The sequence below is a fragment of the Herminiimonas sp. CN genome, from assembly GCF_000622895.1.
Classification (GTDB): Bacteria; Pseudomonadota; Gammaproteobacteria; order Burkholderiales; family Burkholderiaceae_D; genus AVCC01.
The window spans coordinates 1-20,480 of the sequence record NZ_AVCC01000062.1; the positions used below are offsets into that span (position 1 = coordinate 1).

Annotated in this window: 18 protein-coding genes, 1 tRNA gene and 1 pseudogene; 17 read left to right on the plus strand and 3 right to left on the minus strand. The window is 53.5% G+C overall.

Annotated elements, in window-relative coordinates:
• Nucleotides 1–302: 302 nt before the first annotated feature.
• Nucleotides 303–716 (plus strand): hypothetical protein, encoded by a 414-nt coding sequence (locus HMCN_RS0112760; protein ID WP_025917761.1) that lies wholly within the window; start codon nt 303–305, stop codon nt 714–716.
• 70 nt (nt 717–786) lie between these two features.
• On the opposite strand, the gene HMCN_RS17730 is transcribed toward HMCN_RS0112760, so the two are convergent.
• Nucleotides 787–1,534, minus strand: a protein-coding gene (locus tag HMCN_RS17730) for an IS5 family transposase (protein WP_369792149.1) whose coding sequence is annotated in 2 segments (ribosomal slippage) — nt 787–1,261 and nt 1,260–1,534 — 750 coding nt in all. Because the reading frame shifts where the segments join, the coding sequence is not laid out codon by codon here.
• Between the two features lie 169 nt (nt 1,535–1,703).
• Here HMCN_RS17730 and HMCN_RS19380 point away from each other — a divergent pair.
• The 14 genes and pseudogenes from HMCN_RS19380 (at nt 1,704) to HMCN_RS0112835 (ending at nt 14,255) form a co-directional block, all read left to right on the plus strand.
• Nucleotides 1,704–1,955 (plus strand): hypothetical protein, encoded by a 252-nt coding sequence (locus tag HMCN_RS19380; protein WP_155837567.1) that lies wholly within the window; start codon nt 1,704–1,706, stop codon nt 1,953–1,955.
• Between the two features lie 104 nt (nt 1,956–2,059).
• Nucleotides 2,060–2,136 (plus strand) — tRNA-Val (locus HMCN_RS0112770).
• Between the two features lie 205 nt (nt 2,137–2,341).
• Complete coding sequence (gene thrS / locus HMCN_RS0112775; RefSeq protein ID WP_025917762.1) at nt 2,342–4,249, plus strand: threonine--tRNA ligase; 1,908 nt, start codon at nt 2,342–2,344, stop codon at nt 4,247–4,249.
• 58 nt (nt 4,250–4,307) lie between these two features.
• A complete protein-coding gene (gene infC / locus HMCN_RS0112780; protein ID WP_081801507.1) occupies nt 4,308–4,829 on the plus strand; it encodes a translation initiation factor IF-3 in 522 nt (173 codons plus the stop codon).
• A gap of 149 nt (nt 4,830–4,978) precedes the next feature.
• A pseudogene (rpmI, locus tag HMCN_RS18745) lies at nt 4,979–5,178 on the plus strand (50S ribosomal protein L35).
• 26 nt (nt 5,179–5,204) lie between these two features.
• The gene (gene rplT / locus HMCN_RS17735; protein WP_035627030.1) at nt 5,205–5,564 is read left to right on the plus strand and encodes a 50S ribosomal protein L20; all 360 of its coding nucleotides are present in this window, start codon (nt 5,205–5,207) and stop codon (nt 5,562–5,564) included.
• 115 nt (nt 5,565–5,679) lie between these two features.
• A complete protein-coding gene (gene pheS / locus HMCN_RS0112795) occupies nt 5,680–6,696 on the plus strand; it encodes a phenylalanine--tRNA ligase subunit alpha (protein WP_025917765.1) in 1,017 nt (338 codons plus the stop codon).
• A 72-nt stretch (nt 6,697–6,768) separates the two neighbouring features.
• The gene (gene pheT / locus HMCN_RS0112800) at nt 6,769–9,210 is read left to right on the plus strand and encodes a phenylalanine--tRNA ligase subunit beta (RefSeq protein ID WP_025917766.1); all 2,442 of its coding nucleotides are present in this window, start codon (nt 6,769–6,771) and stop codon (nt 9,208–9,210) included.
• A gap of 21 nt (nt 9,211–9,231) precedes the next feature.
• Entirely contained in the window at nt 9,232–9,645 is a 414-nt protein-coding gene (locus HMCN_RS0112805) for an integration host factor subunit alpha (protein ID WP_025917767.1), read from the plus strand.
• A gap of 8 nt (nt 9,646–9,653) precedes the next feature.
• Nucleotides 9,654–10,055 carry a MerR family transcriptional regulator gene (locus HMCN_RS0112810; RefSeq protein ID WP_025917768.1) on the plus strand — a complete coding sequence of 134 codons (402 nt, stop codon included), beginning with the start codon at nt 9,654–9,656 and terminating at the stop codon, nt 10,053–10,055.
• Nucleotides 10,056–10,352: 297 nt separating this feature from the next.
• Nucleotides 10,353–12,023 carry a peptide chain release factor 3 gene (locus HMCN_RS0112815; RefSeq protein ID WP_025917769.1) on the plus strand — a complete coding sequence of 557 codons (1,671 nt, stop codon included), beginning with the start codon at nt 10,353–10,355 and terminating at the stop codon, nt 12,021–12,023.
• 307 nt (nt 12,024–12,330) lie between these two features.
• A complete protein-coding gene (locus tag HMCN_RS0112820; protein WP_025917770.1) occupies nt 12,331–12,834 on the plus strand; it encodes a glycine zipper 2TM domain-containing protein in 504 nt (167 codons plus the stop codon).
• Nucleotides 12,835–13,227: 393 nt separating this feature from the next.
• Nucleotides 13,228–13,449: a hypothetical protein gene (locus HMCN_RS0112830; RefSeq protein WP_025917771.1), complete on the plus strand. Its 222-nt coding sequence runs from the start codon at nt 13,228–13,230 to the stop codon at nt 13,447–13,449.
• 80 nt (nt 13,450–13,529) lie between these two features.
• Nucleotides 13,530–14,255: an rRNA pseudouridine synthase gene (locus tag HMCN_RS0112835; RefSeq protein WP_025917772.1), complete on the plus strand. Its 726-nt coding sequence runs from the start codon at nt 13,530–13,532 to the stop codon at nt 14,253–14,255.
• A 17-nt stretch (nt 14,256–14,272) separates the two neighbouring features.
• Here HMCN_RS0112835 and HMCN_RS0112840 read toward each other — a convergent pair whose 3' ends face one another.
• Nucleotides 14,273–16,960, minus strand: a complete 2,688-nt coding sequence (locus tag HMCN_RS0112840) for a bifunctional acetate--CoA ligase family protein/GNAT family N-acetyltransferase (RefSeq protein WP_025917773.1) — start codon at nt 16,958–16,960, stop codon at nt 14,273–14,275.
• Nucleotides 16,961–16,993: 33 nt separating this feature from the next.
• Nucleotides 16,994–17,920 carry a histone deacetylase family protein gene (locus HMCN_RS0112845; protein ID WP_025917774.1) on the minus strand — a complete coding sequence of 309 codons (927 nt, stop codon included), beginning with the start codon at nt 17,918–17,920 and terminating at the stop codon, nt 16,994–16,996.
• Between the two features lie 348 nt (nt 17,921–18,268).
• Between HMCN_RS0112845 and HMCN_RS0112850 the strand changes: the two genes are divergently transcribed.
• A complete protein-coding gene (locus HMCN_RS0112850; protein WP_025917775.1) occupies nt 18,269–19,336 on the plus strand; it encodes a 3-deoxy-7-phosphoheptulonate synthase in 1,068 nt (355 codons plus the stop codon).
• A gap of 163 nt (nt 19,337–19,499) precedes the next feature.
• Entirely contained in the window at nt 19,500–20,438 is a 939-nt protein-coding gene (locus tag HMCN_RS0112855) for a Tim44 domain-containing protein (protein ID WP_025917776.1), read from the plus strand.
• The last annotated feature ends 42 nt before the right edge of the window (nt 20,439–20,480 follow it).

Here is a 20,480-nt window from a genome sequence, read left to right on the forward strand (position 1 = left end):
TTGGATCAAATTTCACTCATCTTCGCACCTGCCGAGTCTATCGCGTTCTGGATATTTTGAAGCAGCGCTGAACAAGCAATAACGGCTCGTCCACTTCCTGCTTCTGAAGGAGAAGGGGTTGAATTATTGCGAAAAATCTATATACGGGCAAAAAAATAACGATTTTCTAGCGAATATGGGGGCTGAGGCTGGAAAAAATTAAGGCTTCCTATAGGATTAACTGTACGCAAAGGTCAAACTGCTAATCCAGGGTGGCGTGAACGGAACTGGCAGGTGCCAAACAGCGCAACGACGGAGGTTATATGTCAGCGTTAATAGAGCCAAGTGCGACAGCTTCTAAAAATGATTCCGAATTGGTTGTTATTGAAATCAAGGAGGGTGATTGGCACGCTTATCAGCAGCACATCACAAGACTTCCGTCTGACAAAGATATAGCCGATTATTTTGGAAGTGTTATCAAATACGAGCGAATGTGCGCTTTGGCTTATCTTGGCAAGCGTGCGCAGCATTATGGTGGTGTTTGCAGCAATACACATCCCCGTGTTCTAACCGCGCAATTCATTGCTGAACTAGCGGAACGCAACAAGACACAGCGTTACGCTCGCTACCCGTGGCTAGAGAAATTACTCAATCTGCTTGTTGAGATTGAGCGCATCCAAGATGAAATTTCGAATGAGGCGAGTAATATCATTTCTTTAGTACCTCTTGCTAAATAATCCAAATTGCTGTTCGTAGTTGCCTTGCATCATGCTATTTTCTGTCGCATTGTCTAGGGCGTGTTGACATTTATTTCAACCAAAGTGCCGAAGCCGCGAGCGCTACGAATAAAGCAAAGCGCGAAGCGCGTTTGTCGTAACGCGTAGCGATGCGCCTAAATTGCTTGATATGAGCAAAGAATCGTTCCACTAAATTACGGTTTCGGTACTGATGTTGGTCGAATTCTCTTTGTTCCTTCCAGTTTGTTTTTGGCGGAATAACCGCCTTGGCATTTTTACCGGCAATACAGTCAAGCAGCGCATTCGTGTCATAAGCTTTATCAGCCAATACCGCCTGCGGCTCAATCTCTTTCAATAAAGTTTCTGCTTGGGTTGAATCATGCACTTGCCCACCGGTCAGCACAAACCGCGCTAACTGCCCTAGTCCTTCAACGCAGGCATGGATTTTAGTGCCGAACCCACCGCGAGAACGGCCAAGCGCTTGCTCACCTTTTTTTGCAGCACCTGCAGCATGCTGATGCGCACGGATGACGGTGCTATCTATAGAGACTCTCAACATCAGCATCCTCACGCAACACAGCAAAAATGGCTTGCCACACATCTTTGTTCGACCACCGTGCAAATCGCACATAGATGCTGTTCCAATTCCCAAATTCGCTTGGTAAGTCGCGCCACGGACTCCCCGTGCAGGCTATCCACAATACGGCATCAATAAAGAACCGATTATCGATGCCGCTACGCCCTCTATCGCCCGCTTTGCCACGCACTAACGGCGCTAGTCGTTCCCATTGATCGTCTCGTAACATCAGTCGAAACATGCATGCATTCTTTAAAATCCAGAATGTAAACACAATTTGGAAAAAGTTAACAGCGTTTTATATGTCAACACGCCCTAATGCGGCGGACCCTTCCCGCTTTTTTACTGCGTTATTGTATTGTCGGGCTTCCTCGGTGGGCATCGGTGATCATTGATGCGCGAAATCCGGCATGAATACTACTTTTTGTCCGGTGCCGCGAGAGCGGACCAGTGTTTTATCCGTCGCATTACTCGCCGCTGTTTCAGCGGCACAGGCATGGACCCGCATCATGGTACTGTCAATGCAGGCATTCAGACATTTTTGGATCAGCCGCTTGCGCCAGCAGAACCTGAATCCACTTAGCCAATCAGCTTTGGTCGCATTGGTTGATTTTGATTTTCGAAGAATTTTCAACGTCGCCGACTTTAACGATGGAGTCTGAGTTTCATCTCATCAGCTTCAATGGGTGGTTGTTGGATGCAGTTGCTTTGTATGTGAAGAAAGGGCTGGCAAAATAAATAATTACTCTGCTATAATTACGTTTTTAGGCGCGTAGCTCAGCTGGTTAGAGCACTACCTTGACATGGTAGGGGTCGTTGGTTCGAGTCCAATCGTGCCTACCAACGAATAATTGGTATCGTTCTGCGGAAATGGGATTTTTTTACTGGATTGCAAGTGGCTGAAAATTCTTGTAAGTGGTAAGCTAAGTTTTCATCTGTGAGAATTGAAAAGCGCGGCTAGCCCGCGCTTTTTTGCGCCTATATTTCTTTGTTTGATAATTTGGCAATCTAGCGTTGGCATCATTTTCTTGCTGACTTGGAGAATAAAATGATTTCAATCCGACTTCCCGATGGTTCTCAGCGCCAATTTGATGCGCCGGTAACGGTCGCTCAGGTCGCCTCAAGTATCGGTCCTGGACTCGCAAAGTCTGCATTGGCTGGCAAGATCGATGGGCGTCTTGTGGATACCTCGCATCTGATTGCGAGTGATGTCGATTTGGCTATTATTACCGACAAGGATGTGGATGCACTTGACGTTATCCGTCATTCGACAGCCCATTTACTGGCATATGCAGTCAAGGAGTTATTTCCGGATGCGCAGGTGACTATCGGTCCGGTAATTGAGAATGGGTTTTTCTATGATTTCTCCTATAAGCGTCCGTTTACTCCCGATGATTTAGCGGCAATTGAAAAGAAAATGGTCGAATTGGCCAAAAGGGATGAGCCGGTTACGCGCAAGGTTTTGCCCCGTGATGAGGCTGTTGCTTACTTTAAGTCGGTAGGCGAATCATACAAGGCTGAAATTATCGAATCAATTCCGCAAGATCAGGATGTGTCGTTGTATACGGAGGGGGGATTTACCGATTTATGTCGTGGTCCGCATGTGCCGACTACCGGCAAACTGAAGGTTTTTAAGTTGATGAAACTTGCCGGCGCGTACTGGCGCGGGGATTCCAAGAACGAGATGCTGCAACGTATCTACGGGACTGCATGGGTTAAGAAAGAAGAGCAGGATGCCTACTTGCGCATGCTTGACGAGGCTGAAAAGCGCGACCATCGTAAATTGGGGCGTGCACTGGACTTGTTTCATTTTCAGGATGAGGCGCCAGGGCTGATCTTTTGGCATCCGAAAGGTTGGACTGTGTGGCAGCAGGTTGAGCAGTATATGCGCAAGGTGTATCAGGATAATGGTTATCAGGAGGTCAAGGCGCCGCAAATCCTCGACCGCAGTTTGTGGGAAAAATCCGGTCACTGGGAGAACTATAAAGAGAATATGTTCACCACTGAGTCGGAAAATCGCTCGTACGCGTTAAAGCCCATGAATTGCCCTGGCCATGTGCAGATATTTCGGTCGGACTTGCGTTCGTATCGTGATTTGCCTTTGCGTTATGGCGAATTTGGCCAATGTCATCGTAATGAGCCATCTGGCTCATTACACGGCATGATGCGCGTGCGCGGCTTCACGCAGGATGATGGTCATATTTTTTGTACGGAAGACCAAATATTGAATGAGTGCGTTGCTTATACCGCTCTCTTGCAAAAGGTATATGCCGATTTTGGATTTAAAGAAATAATTTATAAAGTTGCGACAAGACCTGAAAAGCGTGTCGGGGCTGATGAATTGTGGGATAAGGCTGAAAATGCATTGATTGAGTCTCTCACCCGTTCTGGATGTCAGTACGAAATATCGCCAGGAGAAGGTGCTTTTTACGGTCCAAAAATTGAATACACATTGAAGGATGCCATTGGTCGGGCCTGGCAATGTGGAACAATGCAAGTTGATTTTTCCATGCCTGTACGCCTGGGGGCTGAATATGTGGCGGAGGATAATGCCCGCAGAATACCTGTGATGTTGCATCGGGCTATCCTGGGCTCTCTGGAACGATTCATAGGGATGTTAATAGAAAACCATGCGGGCGCCTTGCCATTATGGTTGGCGCCAGAGCAGGTGATTGTGCTTAATATCTCTGATGCGCAAGCCGAATATGCGCAAACCGTTGTGCAAGGGCTGAAAAAACAAGGATTTAGGGTTCGCGCTGATTTGCGCAATGAGAAGATTACCTATAAAATACGCGAGCATTCTGTTCAGAAGGTGCCATACATCGTTGTTGTGGGTGATAAAGAACGTGATGGCAATATGGTGGCTGTACGTGCGCGTGGCAATATTGACCAAGGTGTAATGTCAATGCATGAGTTGGTAAATCGGTTGAATGATGCAATCGATTCCAAATCTTGAGTTATTGCCTTCAGCGTAGCTGAAAAGCTGAATTATTTGATATTTAAAGGAAACTGCAATAGCTACTGATAAGTCGCATCGCATTAATGGCGAGATTACCGCACCTGAAGTGCGTTTGAGTGGTGTCGAGAACGAGCCCGTTGGGATTGTTACTTTGGCCGAAGCCTTTCGTATGGCTGAAGAGGCAAATGTGGATTTGGTGGAGATTGCGCCGACTGCTCAGCCTCCTGTATGCCGCCTGATGGACTATGGTAAGTTCAAATATCAGGAGCAAAAAAAAGCTCACGAAGCAAAGCTGAAGCAAAAAGTTATCCTGATAAAAGAGGTGAAGTTTCGACCGGGCACGGATGATGGCGACTACAACATCAAGCTGAGAAATCTTGTCAAATTTCTTGATGACGGCGATAAGACAAAAATTACTTTGCGTTTTCGTGGTCGTGAAATGGCGCATCAAGACATCGGTTTTCGTATGTTGGAGCGATTAAAGGCTGACTTGGAGCCATACGGTCAGGTTGAGCAGTTTCCTAAAATGGAAGGGCGCCAGATGATTATGGTGCTGGCGCCAAAGAAGAAAAAATAATTTTCTTTCGAGTGCTGTAAGTGCTTGAAATGATGGCTGTGAATTCCGGTTTGCAGCAAAACAAGTGAGAGCAGGCATCCAAGCGTAACGAAATAGTTGCCACCTGCAATCATGTTAAAAATGGAGCTGTCCAAGAGACAGATGTAGCTATGCCTAAAATGAAAACGAAGAGTGCCGCGAAAAAGCGCTTTCGTGTGCGTCCAGGTGGAACGGTTAAATGCGGTCATGCATTCAAGCGTCATATCCTGAACCAAAAAAACGAACTAAAAACAAACGTCAATTGCGCGGAATTATGGGAGTCCATGATGATAATCTGGTATCCGTAATGCGCATGATGCCGAACGCTTAACCTCACACTCAATTTAAGGAGCTACTATGCCCAGAGTAAAACGTGGGGTCACAGCACGGGCCCGTCATAAGAAAGTCCTCGATCAAGCCAAGGGCTATCGTGGTCGCCGTAGTAAAGTTTATCGTGTTGCCAAGCAAGCCGTCATGCGTGCTGGTCAATATGCGTATCGTGATCGTCGCAACAAGAAACGTGTTTTCCGTGCTTTGTGGATTGCACGTATCAATGCCGCTTCTCGTGAGCATGGCGTAACCTACAGCGTATTCATGAACGGTCTGAAGAAGGCATCGATTGAATTGGATCGCAAGGTGCTGGCTGATATGGCTGTAATGGACAAGGCTGCGTTTGCTGCTATCGTCAATCAAGTGAAAGCCAATCTCGCCGCATAATGCAGTGAGGTGCAGATGTCACTTGAGAGTGACGCTGCAATAATTAGCGGGGCAGAGGTAAGTTACCTGTGCCCCGTTTCATTTTCGGCTTCTTTTTTTGGAGCGGGAAAACCGCATGAATTCCCTAGAACAACTGGTAGACCAGGCACAAGCAGATTTTTCTAATGCGGCAGATGCTGCAGCATTGGAAAACGCCAAAGCAAAATATCTCGGTAAAACGGGGCAAATTACCGAGCTGATGAAGGGCTTGGGCAAACTTGCTCCAGATGAGCGTAAGGCACAAGGCGCTGTCATTAATGCTGCCAAAACACAAATTGAAAAAGAGTTGAATGCGCGGCGCGATGCACTTGCAGAGGCGCAGATGCAGGAGCGCTTGAATGCCGAAGCCATCGATGTGTCTATGCCGGGCCGTGGGCGTGGAATGGGCGGAATCCATCCTGTTATGCGTTCCTGGGAGCGTGTTGAGCAAATTTTTCGCTCGATTGGTTTTGACGTCGCCGATGGACCGGAAATAGAGACGGACTGGACCAATTTCACGGCACTGAACAGCCCTGAAAATCATCCGGCGCGCTCAATGCAGGATACATTTTATATCGAGGGCAATGATACAGACGGCAAGCCGTTGCTGCTGCGCACGCATACGAGTCCAATGCAAGTGCGTTATGCGCGCATGCACAAGCCGCCGATCAAGGTCATTGCACCCGGCCGCACTTATCGGGTTGATAGCGATGCGACGCATTCGCCGATGTTCCATCAGGTTGAGGGGTTATGGATTGCTGAAGATATTAGTTTTGCTGACCTGAAAGGCGTATATCTGAATTTCGTCAAGGCATTCTTTGAAACCGACGATTTGCAGGTGCGTTTTCGGCCGTCGTATTTTCCATTTACCGAGCCTTCAGCCGAAATCGATATTGCCTTCGGTAGCGGTCCACTGAAAGGGCGCTGGCTAGAAGTTTCAGGCTCAGGTCAAGTGCATCCGACGGTAGTGCGCAACATGGGACTTGATTCTGAGAAATTCATTGGTTTTGCGTTTGGTTCTGGCCTGGAACGGTTAACCATGTTGCGTTACGGCATAAACGATTTGCGCCTGTTTTACGAAGGCGACTTACGTTTTCTCAAACAATTTAACTAAATACACCGGACGATTCCAGTTCCAATTTCGCTATGGAATAGTCCTTGTATCGTACATTTTTACGGTCGAACTATGCAATTCTCCGAAAGCTGGCTCCGCACGATGGTAAATCCGAAGATGACTTCGGATGAATTGGCGCATTTACTCACGATGTCCGGTTTGGAAGTGGAAGAGGTTGAAGCTGTCGCCCCTCCCTTCTCGCATGTGGTTGTCGGGGAAGTCCTTGAAGTTGTCAAGCATCCGAATGCGGATCGCCTCAATGTATGCAAGGTGGATGTGGGCGGCGGAACAATTTTGAACATAGTGTGTGGCGCGCCGAATGTTCGTTCCGGCATGAAGGTGCCTTGCGCAATGGCGGGCGCCATGTTGCCTCCTGACGAGAATGGCAAGCCGTTCGAGATTAAAGTCGGCCAACTGCGCGGAGTCGAATCCCAAGGGATGCTGTGTTCAGCGCGCGAATTGAAACTTTCCGATGACCAGAGCGGGTTACTCGAATTGCCGCAAACTGCCACGGTGGGACAAGATTTCCGCGGATATTATGATCTTGATGATCTTAAGTTTACTATTAAGCTCACACCGAACAAAGCTGACTGCCTGTCTGTGTTGGGCGTGGCTCGTGAAGTTTCTGCGTTAACAGGTACTGCGCTTAGTATGCCGGTTATCGACCCAGTCGCGGTAACCATGCAGGATACATTGTCTGTGACAGTATCTGCGCCGGATCTGTGCGGCAGGTTTACTGGCCGCATCATTCGCGGCTTGAATGCCCGGGCGCAGACACCGGACTGGATGAAGCAGCGCTTGGAGCGTAGCGGTCAACGGCCAATTTCAGCGCTGGTCGATATTTCAAATTACGTGATGCTTGAACTTGGGCGCCCTACCCATGTATTCGATCTTGACAAGATTCACGGCGGTTTGCATGTGCGCTGGGGGCGCCAAGGCGAATCGCTGAAACTCCTTAACGGCAATACGGTTGCCATCGATGAGTGGGTGGGCGTGATTGCCGATGATGCGGAAATCGAATCGCTGGCAGGCATCATGGGGGGAGATTCCACAGCCGTTTCTCTGGACACCCGAGATATCTATCTGGAAGCAGCATTTTGGTGGCCGCAGGCGATACAGGGGAGGGCGCGTCGCTATAACTTTTCAACGGATGCCGCACACCGTTTCGAGCGCGGTGTTGATTTCGCAACTACAGTCGAGCACATCGAACGTATTACGGCCCTAATCGTCGAGATATGCGGAGACAAAGATCAAACGGCAGTCGGTCCGATTGATGATCATGTTGTTAATCTGCCATTGCGTCAACCGGTGCGGTTGCGCGCAACTCGTGCAGCGAAGATCATCGGCATTGCGATTTCAGATGATCAGATTGCAGATATCTTCACGCGACTGAAACTTGCATTTACGCGTGAATCCTCTGTTGATGGCACGGTTTTCATCGTGACGCCGCCATCCTATCGTTTCGATATTGAAATCGAGGAGGATCTGATTGAGGAAATCGTGCGCGTGTACGGGTTCGAAAATATCCCCGCCCTGCCCCCGGTTGCACCAAATTTGATGTTGATTGCACCGGAGGATACAAGGTCGTTATTTACCATACGCAGGCAATTGGCCGATCTGGATTATCAGGAAGTCGTCAATTTCAGTTTTGTTGAGGAAGGCTGGGAGCGCGATTTTTCGGATAACTCAGCACCGATCCGACTGCAGAATCCGATTGCAAGCCAGTTGAGTGTAATGCGCTCGTCGCTCATTCCCAGTTTGATTGCAAACGTGCGGTATAACCTGAATCGTAAAATGGATCGGGTGCGCGTATTTGAGATCAGCGCAGTATTTTTACGTAATTCGGCAGTGCAAGATGGCGGCTTGAGCGTGGCCGGTTATGAACAGCCAAAACGGGTAACCGCCCTGGCTTATGGCCCGGTAGTTGATGAACAATGGGGCCAGTCATCGCGCAATGTGGATTATTTTGATCTCAAGTCGGATCTGGAATCTTTGCTGGCACCGCTGGTCGTGCGTTTTGTCAAGGGGGAACATCCGGCGTTGCATCCTGGACGTTGCGCGCGCATTGAACTCGACGGCAAGGTTGTCGGTCATCTGGGTGAATTGCATCCGCGCTGGCAGCAAAAATATGAATTGCCGTTAGCCCCGGTCGTTTTTGAACTCGATGCCGATGTTTTACAGTTGCGAAAATTGCCTATATATTCTGAAATCTCCAAGTTTCCTGCGGTCACAAGGGATTTGGCGCTGGTGGTAAAGAATAGCGTTGCGGTACAGGATATTCTGGACGTATTCTATGCGAAAAGAGCTGCAGACGGGAACTGCAAGATTGCACAAGCCATTGTTTTATTTGATGAATATCGTGGCAAGGGATTGGCGAGCGACGAGAAAAGCCTTGCCTTCCGGTTTACCTTGCAAGATACTCAATCGACCCTGCAGGATGATCGTATTGATGCAGCAATGACGACTTTTGTGGCAGCGGCTAAAGAGAAACATGATGCAAAATTGCGCGCGTAATGTCAGGTGAGAAGAACTGAAATGAATGACGTGAATCCTGCCGAACTTGAGTCCGTTCTGGATGCCGATCTTAATCGGGCAATGCGTGAAGCAAGAGCGCGCTCCCAGGCCGAGAAGAGTTTGCCAACGCTGACCAAGGCAGAACTGGCAGAGCTTCTCTTTGAGCAGGTCGGTCTGAACAAGCGCGAAGCAAAGGACATGGTAGAGACTTTTTTTGATGAAATACGTAATGCCCTTGAGCGCGGCGAATCTGTCAAACTGTCGGGATTCGGCAATTTTCAGCTCAGAGACAAGCCGCAAAGGCCAGGGCGCAACCCGAAGACAGGTGAAGAAATTCCGATTACCGCGCGGCGCGTCGTGACTTTCCATGCAAGCCAAAAACTCAAGGGCATGGTGGATGATGTCAACGCCAAGCCTTCCTCTCGCGTCGCCTGAGATCACTCATGAATGATCGAATCAATAAGCAGGAGCAGATCGTTTTGCCTCCGATTCCGGCAAAACGCTATTTCACTATCGGTGAAGTTGGTGAGTTGTGCGGCGTCAAGCCGCATGTTTTGCGGTATTGGGAGCAGGAATTTACCCAGCTAAAGCCAGTCAAGCGCCGCGGCAACCGACGCTATTATCAGCACCATGAAGTATTGCTGATCCGACGTATCCGCGAATTATTGTACGAGCAGGGATTTACCATCAATGGTGCTCGCAACAAGCTCGGCGGCCGTGAAATAGGCGTTGATAATGCAGCAAACCCGGAGAGTGCCGAAACTGACTCGAACCTGATGACTGATCAGAAATTGATCAGCGTCCGCACGGAATTGAAGGAAATACTGCTTCTTCTGCAGGGCTAAGCGCCGGCACCTTGCAAGGTTTCAGTTTTCATTGAGTATATTTATTTTCGCAATGAATATATGCGGTAAATTGCATAAAATTTCTTATACTCCCTGTTTTATTGGTAATTCAGTGTCGGCCCCGATGCGTATCTTTCTTGGGCGATACGCAGCATCAGTGCAGAACTCAAGTCCTTGCCGGTGCGCTCTTGCGTTACCGGACCCGCGGTCCGGGCAGGAGTCCGGTGCCGGCGGTGCAGTTTCTCTGGCATTAGATATAAACAATGTCATCCGCTTTACGCCTTTGAGGCCATCAACATGTCTACCACCACTACCGAAACCCTAAGCACTGAAGCCATTGACGCTGCAGCACCCGTAATCCGCGCAGTGTCTGCCGGGCAGATTGCCCGTGAAGTGATGCGTCGCCGCACCTTCGGCATCATTTCGCATCCGGATGCCGGCAAAACCACGCTAACTGAGAAATTGCTACTGTTTTCCGGTGCAATTCAACTTGCCGGCACGGTCAAAGCCAGAAAAAGCGGCCGCCATGCGACTTCGGACTGGATGGAAATTGAAAAACAGCGTGGCATATCGGTTGCCAGTTCGGTGATGCAGTTCGAGTATCGCGACCATGTCGTCAACCTGCTGGATACCCCTGGTCACCAGGATTTTTCCGAGGATACATATCGTGTGCTGACGGCGGTCGATTCGGCCTTGATGGCCATTGATGCCGCCAAGGGGGTCGAAGCGCAGACCATCAAGCTGCTCAACGTTTGCCGGATGCGCAATACGCCGATCCTGACTTTCATGAACAAGATGGACCGCGAGACCCGGGATCCGCTGGAACTGCTCGATGAAGTTGAATCGGTGCTGAACATCCAGTGCGCGCCAATCACCTGGCCGATCGGCATGGGCAAGACTTTTCGCGGCGTGTATCACTTGATCCATGATGAGATCAAGCTGTTTGCCGCCGGTTCGGAGCGAGCCGATCAAGAGTTTGAAATCATCAAGGGCATAGATAATCCGCGTCTGGCGGAAATGTTCCCGCTGGAGATCGAGCAACTCAAGATGGAAGTTGAACTGGTCCATGGAGCTTCCCATCCGTTCGATCTGGACGCGTATCTGGCGGGTACGCAAACACCGGTATTTTTCGGTTCCGCCATCAATAATTTCGGTGTGCGTGAAATTCTCGATGCGCTGCTGGATTGGGCGCCGGCACCGCTGGCCAGAGACGCCAGCGTACGTTCGGTGGCGCCGACCGAAGTCCCGTTTTCCGGCTTTGTCTTCAAGATCCAGGCCAATATGGATCCGGCGCACCGGGATCGGATTGCCTTTTTGCGCGTGTGTTCCGGTCGCTTCGAGCGCGGCATGAAGATCAAGCATTTACGCCTCAATCGCGAGATTCGGGTCTCGAATGTGGTCACGTTCATGGCTTCCAGCCGGGAGCAGGTGGAAGAGGCGTACGCTGGCGATATCATTGGTTTGCCGAATCATGGCAACATGCAGATCGGCGATAGTTTTTCCGAAGGCGAATTGCTGCAGTTCACCGGGATCCCGTATTTTGCGCCGGATTTTTTCCGTAGCGTACGGATATTGAACCCGCTCAAGATCAAGCAGTTGCATAAAGGATTGCAGCAACTGGGCGAGGAGGGCGCGGTCCAGGTCTTCAAGCCGGCCCACGGCGGCGACCTGGTCCTGGGCGCAGTCGGCGTGCTGCAGTTCGAAGTGGTTGCCAGCCGCCTGAAAAATGAATATGGGGTCGATGCGGTGTTCGAGGGCACCAGCATCAGCAGCGCGCGCTGGGTGACTGGAGACAAGCGCATGCTGGCGGATTTCGAGAAATCATCTGCCGGGCATAATCTTGCTCATGATGCCGGTGGGAATCTGGCTTATCTGGCTTCATCCGGCATCAATCTCAAGCTGACCCAAGAACGCTGGCCGCAATTGACTTTCCATGCGACCCGGGAGCATGCGGTAAAACTGGCTTGATAACGGAATCTAATATTCTTAATAGGAATATCTGACATCATAAATAATGAGAGGACGCATATGCTGCACTGCGATATCATGAATTTGTCTCCTCCAACTCCTTAAAAAGATTGGATTTAGCCCGCGCCGAAAGGTCCGCGGGCTTTTTTTTAGGGATTCCTGTTGCGCATGCATTGCGCGCTGCTGCGCGGAGTGTCTGGTGGTAAATTGTTACTGTTTGTTTCACTCCTTACCCATTGGGCATGACTCCCTTTGCTGATTCGATGTTTAATATGGCAGTGACAGCATTCCACCTACAGGAGAAATCATGAAAACAAACTATGCGGTAGCAGCGTCTTTCATCATGGCAACAGTAATCTTGAGCGGCTGCGCCAGCCCTTATAATCCGATGCCGGTTTCACAGTCCTATCCTGCGAACCCGCAATACTCGCAGCCTTACCCTGCCGGCTCGCAATCCTCGCCGTCTCAATATGCCGATTACGGCGTCATTGATTCAATTCAAATGGTGCAAGAGAATGCCGGCAATGGCGTCGGTGCCGGTGCTGTAGTCGGCGGTGTGGTGGGTGGTCTGCTCGGCAACCAGGTTGGCGGCGGCACCGGCAGAGCGGCCGCAACCATAGCCGGCGTGGTGGGTGGCGCGATGGCGGGAAACCAGATCGAGCAAAACAACCGAGTCCAGACGCGTGACGTGTACCAGATCAGGGTGCGGCTGAATAACGGCGGCTACCAGACCATAATCCAGGATAGCATTAACGATTTGCGTATCGGCAATCGCGTTCGCATTGAAGGCAACCGCGTCTACCGTTACTGAGATCGCTCGCTGCTTGAGAGCTGGATTGACGTTGCGCCGATCACTACATCGAGCGCAGACCGATATTCGGGCAACTGCTGACGGTTGTGCAGAAGATATGCGTAATCTCAATGCTGGCTTAAATAGCAATGTTAGTGTTACCACATGTTGCATATTTGCATGGGGAATGTATGTTTGAAATGCGACGGAGTGTCGGGGATTTGGTCTGCGATCATCAGGCTCCTACGCCCGAGCCGGTCGAGGAGCCGGGCTTGCCGGAGCGGCTTCCGGAACCACTGGATGATGAACCGCCGGTGCCGGATCATAATCCCAGTAACTCCTAGAAAATTGCACGTACAGCCGGCGTTGCCGGGTCGCCTTTGGTCCGGGCCGCCCGGCTCTGAGGGAGGGAACATGGCTCTGATTGATTACACAAAAGGCAATGCCAAGGCGGAAGTTGACGTGATAAAGCTGGAGCATGATCGATTCCAGGGTACGGTGTTGCTCAAGAGCCAGACCAAAACCGGACATGCCGAAGTCCGGCATAATGTTGAAACCGTTTCCAGCTCTGCGGCGGAAGCGCTGGATGAGGCCAAGGCCCTGGCGCATCGCTTGCTCGCAGCAATCTCCATATAAAAAACGATTCCATCCGGCCTGATCTGTTCTTGTGCCTGGGTCGGCTACAATGCGCGATTCCAATTCTTTTGATCGTTCCCATGACAGAATCCGTTCGCCTGGCTAAACGCGTTGCCGATCTTGTCCCGTGTTCGCGCAGCGAAGCCGAGCAATATATCGAGGGCGGCTGGATTCTGGTGGACGGGCAGGTGACTGAAGAACCCGGCTTCAGGGTGTTGCCGCAACAGCTGGTCGAGCGCATACCGCACGCTACTTTGGCTCCCGCACTGCCGGTCACCATCCTGTTGCACAAGCCGGCCGGAATGGCAATCCAGATTGAGACGCAGCAGGCGCCGGCCGGCATTGCTGCTGATAATCGCATCCCTGATGATCGTTCCGGCATCCGCTTCCTGAAGAGGCATCTGATTGATTTAAGCATGACGAGCGTCCTGGATGCGTCAGCCAGCGGTTTGCTGGTATTCACCCAAGACTGGCGGATCAAGCGCAAATTGATCGATGATGCAGCCGGAATCGAGCAGGAATTCATAGTCGAGGTCAGCGGCCAATTGGCGCCGGATGGCTTGGCCCTGCTCAATCACGGCCTATATTTCAACGGCCGGCCGCTGGCGCCGATCAAGGTTAGCTGGCAAAGCGAAACCCGTTTGCGTTTCGCCGGTAAAGGCGTGCAAAACGGTCAGATCGCCCACATGTGCAAGGCAGCCGGTCTGACCGTGAAAACGATGCGGCGCATCCGTATCGGACGCGTGCCGCTGGCCGGCCTGCCGGTGGGGCAGTGGCGCTATCTGCTCGGATATGAACGGTTCTAGCGAATAGCGTTGATACGTTATAGCAGTTTGGTGCACAAGCGGAAATCGGGATCTTCCGCAAAAGGTTTAACCGTGAAGCCGAGGCTGTGCATCAGTTTTAGCATCACCGTATTTTTGCTCAGTACCAGCCCCTCGATTTGTGACAGCCCTTTATTGCGGGCGAAATCCATGATCGACAACATCATGCGCGATCCCAGCCCCTGACCGCCGAATGCGTCGGCAATCGCCAGTGAAAATTCGCAGCTGTGCAGATCCGGATTGGTGACATAGCGTGAAACGCCGATCATCTGCTCGGTTTCCCTGATGCTGCCATCCGGGTCGGAGGTGCGTACCCGATGTACCGCTATCAGCGCCATTTCGCGGTCGTAATCGATCAGGGTGAAGCGCGCCAGCATTTTTGATGGCAATTCGCGCATCGAGGAAATGAATCGCATGTAACGGCTGTTGGGTGATAATTCGCGCACGAAATTCTGGATCATCTCGGCATCATCGGGGCGGATCGGGCGCACGGTATAGTGGTCACCGTTGCGCATCGGCCACTCCTGTTCAAAATCGGACGGGTAAGGCAGAATCGCCAGGTGACCATATTTGTGCGTTCTGGGCAGCTCCTGATCGATGACGATACGGGCATCCACTACCAGCGCGCCGGCGGCATCGACAATTACCGGATTGATGTCCATTTCGCGCAATTGCGGCAATGCGCAGACCATCTCCGAGACCCGGAGCAATATTTGCTCCAGCGATTCCCGGTCGGCCGGCGGCAGGCCGCGCCAGGCGCCCAGGGTTTCGGCAGAGCGCACCCGGTCGATCAGGTGCTGGGCTAAAAACTGGTTCAGCGGCGGCAGTTCCACCGCGCGGTCGGCAATCAGTTCGATCATGGTGCCGCCGGCGCCAAACGAGATCACCGGGCCGAACGGCACGTCGGTGGTTACGCCGATATACAGTTCGCGCCCCTCCGGTTTGCCCGACATGTTCTGGATCGTCACGCCGTTGATGCAGGCATCCGGGCGCAAGCGGCCGACGGTGGTCATCATGTCCTGCCAGATGTCGCGTACCGATGCTGCATTCGATACGTTCAGCGCTACCCCGCGCACGTCGGATTTGTGTGAAATGTCGGGCGAATCGATTTTTAGTGCGACCGGATAGCCCAGTTGGTTGGCGATCAGGATTGCTTCCGTCGCCGAGCGGGCCAGAATGGTCTTGGTCAGCGGAATATGGAAGGCTGCCAGCAATGCCTTCGATTCCATTTCAGTGAGTACCTTGCGGCGCTCGGCCAGCACGCTTTCGATCAGGATGCGGGCGCCTTCGACATCGGGTTGCGCCAGATGCGTCAGCGGCGGCGGCGTTTGCAGCAGCAATTGCTGGTTGCGGTAGAACGCGGCGATGTTGCTGAAAGCATCGACTGCCGCTTCCGGGGTGCGGAAGGTCGGGATGCTGGCGGCGCTCAGGATGCCGCGCGCTTCGACCACCTGCGCATCGCCCATCCAGCAGGTAATTAGCGGCTTGCTGATGCTTGGTTGCAATTCAGCCAGGGTTTGCGCGATGGCATTCACATCGAGTTCCGGCTTCGGCGACAGGATCACCAGGATGCCGTCGATGGTCTCATCGGCCGCGCAGGTATTGAGTGCAGCCCGATAGTGGCTGGCATCGGCTTCTTCCGACAGGTCGATCAAGCCCTGTAGCGTGGCCAGCGCCGGTAGTTGCGATTGCAGTGCGTCGGCGGCATCGGGGGCGAGTGTGCCCAGCGTCAGGCCCAGATCACTGGCCCAGTCGGCTGCCAGCACGCCGGGGCCTCCGCCATTGGTGATGACGGCCAGGCGCCGGCCGACCGGCTTGTAGCGCGAGGCCAGACATTTTGCAGCGGAAAATAATTGGGCAAAGGTGCGTACCCGGACCGCGCCGGCGCGTCGCAAGGCCGCATCAAACACTTCGTCGCTGCCGACAATGGCGCCGGAATGGGTCAGCGCGGCGCGGGAACCGGCCGGCTGGCGGCCCGACTTCATCACGATCACCGGTTTGGCGGTGGCAGCAGCGCGCAGCGCGCTCATGAAGCGTCGCGCATCGCGGATGCCTTCCATGTATACCAGGATGCTCAGGGTTTCGCGGTCGGTTGCCAGGTAATCGAGCACCTCGGCCAGATCGACCGCAGTGTTGGCGCCGAGCGACACCACGGAGGCGAAACCGACGCTGTTCTTTTCGGCCCAGTCCAGCATCGATGCGGTCAGTGCGCCCGATTGCGATACCAGCGATAGCGAGCCGGGCTTGGCCATTGCACCCAGCACGCTGGCATTGATGCCGGCCTTGGGGCGCTGGAAGCCCAGGCAGTTCGGCCCCAGCAAGTGGATGCCGTGCAGGCGTGCAATCGCATGCAGTTCGGCCGCTTGCATCGCATTAACTCCGCTGGAGACGATCAGCGCGGCCTTGCACTGGATTCGTCCGGCCACTTCCAGCGCCGCCGTCAATTGGGTGCCGGGCAGCGCGATGATCGCCAGATCGACCCGTGACTGCGCCAGATCGGCCAGCGAACCGCGCATGTTGATGTCGAGAAAACGCACCGGTCCAGCATAACCGCCATCTGTCAATTGCCGTACCAGCAGCCTGGCATGTGCGGTCTGCGCGTTGGACGCTTCGGCAGTTTCCGGATCGCCGGCGAATATTACTATCGATTGGGGTGAAAACAGCGGTGTCAGATGGTGCATGTCCATGCGGCTTCCATTCAGTAGAGAAAATCAGAAAAATCAATCGGCTCCGATCAGCACCCGGACGTGGGCGGCGACGCTGCGCGCCAGCGGCGACAGCACATAGCCGCCTTCCAGGCAGGACACGATGCGACCTTGGGCGTGGCGTTTGGCAATGTCGACCAGTTGCTGCGTGACCCAGGCGTAATCGGCTTCCACCAGGCCGAGGTTGCCCATATCGTCTTCGCGGTGGCCGTCGAATCCGGCCGAGATGAAGATCATCTGCGGCCGGAATGCCTCGAGCGCCGGAATCCAGTGGTTTTCGACCGTGGAGCGAAAGGCTTCGCCGCCGGAGCGCGGCGGCAAGCCGACGTTGAGCATGTTCGGCCCGCGCGGCGTCGCGCCTGAAAACGGGTAGAGGCCCGTTTCGAAAATCGAACACATCAGTACGCGCTGGTCGTCATGCAGGATGTCTTCGCTGCCGTTGCCGTGGTGGACGTCGAAATCCACCAGCGCCACCCGCTGCAAACCATGCACGTTGAGCGCGTGACGGATGCCGACCGCCACATTGTTGAAGAAGCAGAAGCCGCCGGCCGCAGCGCGCTCCGCATGGTGCCCGGGCGGACGCACGTTGCAAAAAGCCACCGGCGCTGCGCCGCTGACGACCAGATCGGTCGCCAACACCGCTGCGCCGGCTGCGCGCAATGCTGCCTGATAGGTGTACGGATTCATGCGCGTATCGGGATCGACCTGGTAAAAACCGCTGTCCGGCACGTGCGCCGCCAGTTCGTGGATATACAGGGTTGAATGAGCCTGGGCCAATTGCTGTTCGGTCGCCAGTGGCGCGTCATACGGCATCATGTAGTCGAGCAAGCCCTTGATCAGCAAATGGTCGCTGATTGCGCCGATGCGCTCGGGGCACTCGGGATTTTGATCGCCCATGTCATGCTTGATGCAATCCGGATGAGAAATGTAAGCAGGCAGCAAATGTGTCTCCTGTTGAGTGGCATGAATATTGTTATCTTTTTATTGTAGGGATTGAATCTGACTCGAGGCTTAATATGGCGCAAGTCGCCGACTACCGTCCGGTGACGCCGTGCTGCGTAAAAGGGCGCCGGCATCCGGCAGTTTTCTGAGTTGAAAAATACTGCTGTATGTATTTTTAATGACGCAATGAATTCATGTGAATATATCAATTTTCGTATCATACCCCCTGTTAATATGATTGCTCTGGCGTGAGCTGCCGAAGCGGCTACACTATCGCATTGTTCGGCAGCCAACCCGGTTACGGGCGCGCGATAATCCACCCCTGCACACTCCTGATTAGAAAACAGCATGACTACCGCCTCCTCAATCGATCTTGAAAACATTAACGTGGCCTCCTTTGACGCCATGCCTTCGCCGGAAGAATTGCACGCGCGGCTGCCGCTGACCGACACGGCCGCCGCCAGCGTCATGCGCGGGCGGGAAGCGCTGCGCAATATTCTGGACCGCCGCGACCCGCGCCTGTTCGTGGTGGTCGGCCCCTGCTCGATTCACGATCCGGTGGCCGGGCTGGACTACGCGCGCCGCCTGAAAGCCTTGCAGGACGAGGTGGCCGACACGCTGCTGCTGGTGATGCGCGTGTACTTCGAGAAGCCGCGCACCACCACCGGCTGGAAGGGCTATATCAACGACCCCGACATGGACGATTCGTTCCGGGTCGATCAGGGCATGGAAAAGGCGCGCCAGTTCCTGCTCGACGTGTGCGAACTCGGCCTGCCGACCGGCACCGAAGCGCTGGACCCGATTTCACCGCAATACCTGGGCGACCTGATCGCCTGGACCGCGATCGGCGCGCGCACCACCGAATCGCAAACCCATCGTGAAATGTCATCCGGCCTGTCGACACCGGTTGGCTTCAAGAACGGCACCGACGGCGATATCAGTATCGCGATCAATGCGATTTTATCGGCCTCGCGTCCGCATTCCTTTCTTGGCATGAATAGCCAAGGGCGTACCTCCATCGTGCGCACGCGCGGCAATCGCTACGGCCATGTGGTGCTGCGCGGCGGCGATGGCCGTCCGAACTACGATACCGTATCGGTGGCGATGGCCGAGCAGGCGCTCGCCAAGGCCGGCTTGCCGGCCAATATCGTGGTCGATTGCTCGCATGCGAACAGCTACAAGAAACCGGCGCTGCAACCGCTGGTGATGACTGACGTCATGAACCAGGTGCACAACGGTAGCAAGTCGCTGGTCGGCGTAATGATCGAATCGAATCTGGTGGCCGGCAACCAGCCGATTCCGGATGACTTGTCGCAACTGGTTTACGGCTGTTCGGTGACCGACGCCTGCGTTGATTGGGAAACCACCGAAAAGATGATTCGTGACGCCGCGGCATTGCTGCGCCAGCGCGCATGATCATCCAGAGGGGAGCTAAACTTCTGTTTTAACGAAGTTATGATCAAGTTATATTCAGTTTTTTGGATGTATTAAACCCACTATAATTGCGCCCTGTATGCGGCTTTGATAACACCCGGTGCCGCCGTTGGGCGTGCCGGACACAACTTTAGGAGTTCTTCTGATGAAAAAAATCTTGCTAGCCATTGTCATGGTGGCCAGTACCCTGACGCTGGCAGTCCCGCAGGCCGAAGCACGCCGCATGGGCGGCGGCAGCAGTTCATTCGGCAAACAGTCGAGCAACGTCACGCGCAAGGCGCCGGTGCAACAAAGCCAGGCCACCAACACCGCCAAGCCAGCGGCCGCTCCCGGCGCTGCCGCTCCTGCAGTCAAGCCGGCCAGCCCGTGGAAGGGCATTCTGGGCGGCGCCTTGCTGGGACTCGGCTTGGGCGCGTTGCTGTCGCACTTCGGCATGGGCGGCGCATTGGCAAGCATGATCAGCACCATGCTGATGGTGGCGCTGTTTGCGATGGCGGCGATGTTCATTTACCGCCTGTGGATGCGCAACAAGAGTGGCACTGGCAATGCAGGCTCGCAGCCCGCGTTCGCCGGCGCCTACCATGCCGGTAACAGCACGCCTGACATCGGCTCGCGTATCAACCCGGCGCAAGCACAGTCTGCTGCACTGCAATCGGCGCCGTTCGCCTCGGGTTCCTCTACTGCCGCGGCCGATGCAGCGACCTGGAGCATTCCGTCCGACTTCGACGTGCCGGGTTTCCTGCGCCACACCAAAACCTACTTCATCCGCCTGCAAGCGGCCTGGGATCGCGCCGACACCAACGACATCCGCGAATTCACCACGCCGGAAATGTTCGGCGAACTGAAGCTGCAATTGCAGGAACGCGGCGCAACGCCGAATGTCACCGACGTCGTTACGCTGGATGCGGAATTGCTGGGAATCGAAACCACCGGTAACGAATATCTGGCCAGCGTCAAGTTCAGCGGCATGATCAAGGAATCCGAGCATGCTCCGGCGGAACCCTTTAATGAAGTCTGGAATTTGTCGAAACCTTTGTCCGGCCAAAGCGGCTGGGTACTGGCAGGGATTCAGCAACTGTCCTGACCCGGTGCGCGGCAGTCGCCGCGCATGCTTGCATAAAAAAAA

Coding starts and splice junctions, on each gene's coding strand:
- HMCN_RS0112815 (WP_025917769.1), top strand. CDS start 10,353: ATGTCTACCACCACTACCGAAACCCTAAGCACTGAAGCCATTGACGCT.
- HMCN_RS0112835 (WP_025917772.1), top strand. CDS start 13,530: ATGACAGAATCCGTTCGCCTGGCTAAACGCGTTGCCGATCTTGTCCCG.
- thrS (WP_025917762.1), top strand. CDS start 2,342: ATGATTTCAATCCGACTTCCCGATGGTTCTCAGCGCCAATTTGATGCG.
- HMCN_RS0112855 (WP_025917776.1), top strand. CDS start 19,500: ATGAAAAAAATCTTGCTAGCCATTGTCATGGTGGCCAGTACCCTGACG.
- HMCN_RS0112760 (WP_025917761.1), top strand. CDS start 303: ATGTCAGCGTTAATAGAGCCAAGTGCGACAGCTTCTAAAAATGATTCC.
- HMCN_RS0112810 (WP_025917768.1), top strand. CDS start 9,654: ATGAATGATCGAATCAATAAGCAGGAGCAGATCGTTTTGCCTCCGATT.
- rplT (WP_035627030.1), top strand. CDS start 5,205: ATGCCCAGAGTAAAACGTGGGGTCACAGCACGGGCCCGTCATAAGAAA.
- HMCN_RS19380 (WP_155837567.1), top strand. CDS start 1,704: ATGAATACTACTTTTTGTCCGGTGCCGCGAGAGCGGACCAGTGTTTTA.
- pheT (WP_025917766.1), top strand. CDS start 6,769: ATGCAATTCTCCGAAAGCTGGCTCCGCACGATGGTAAATCCGAAGATG.
- HMCN_RS0112830 (WP_025917771.1), top strand. CDS start 13,228: ATGGCTCTGATTGATTACACAAAAGGCAATGCCAAGGCGGAAGTTGAC.
- pheS (WP_025917765.1), top strand. CDS start 5,680: ATGAATTCCCTAGAACAACTGGTAGACCAGGCACAAGCAGATTTTTCT.
- HMCN_RS0112850 (WP_025917775.1), top strand. CDS start 18,269: ATGACTACCGCCTCCTCAATCGATCTTGAAAACATTAACGTGGCCTCC.
- HMCN_RS0112840 (WP_025917773.1), bottom strand. CDS start 16,960: ATGGACATGCACCATCTGACACCGCTGTTTTCACCCCAATCGATAGTA.
- HMCN_RS0112805 (WP_025917767.1), top strand. CDS start 9,232: ATGAATGACGTGAATCCTGCCGAACTTGAGTCCGTTCTGGATGCCGAT.
- HMCN_RS0112820 (WP_025917770.1), top strand. CDS start 12,331: ATGAAAACAAACTATGCGGTAGCAGCGTCTTTCATCATGGCAACAGTA.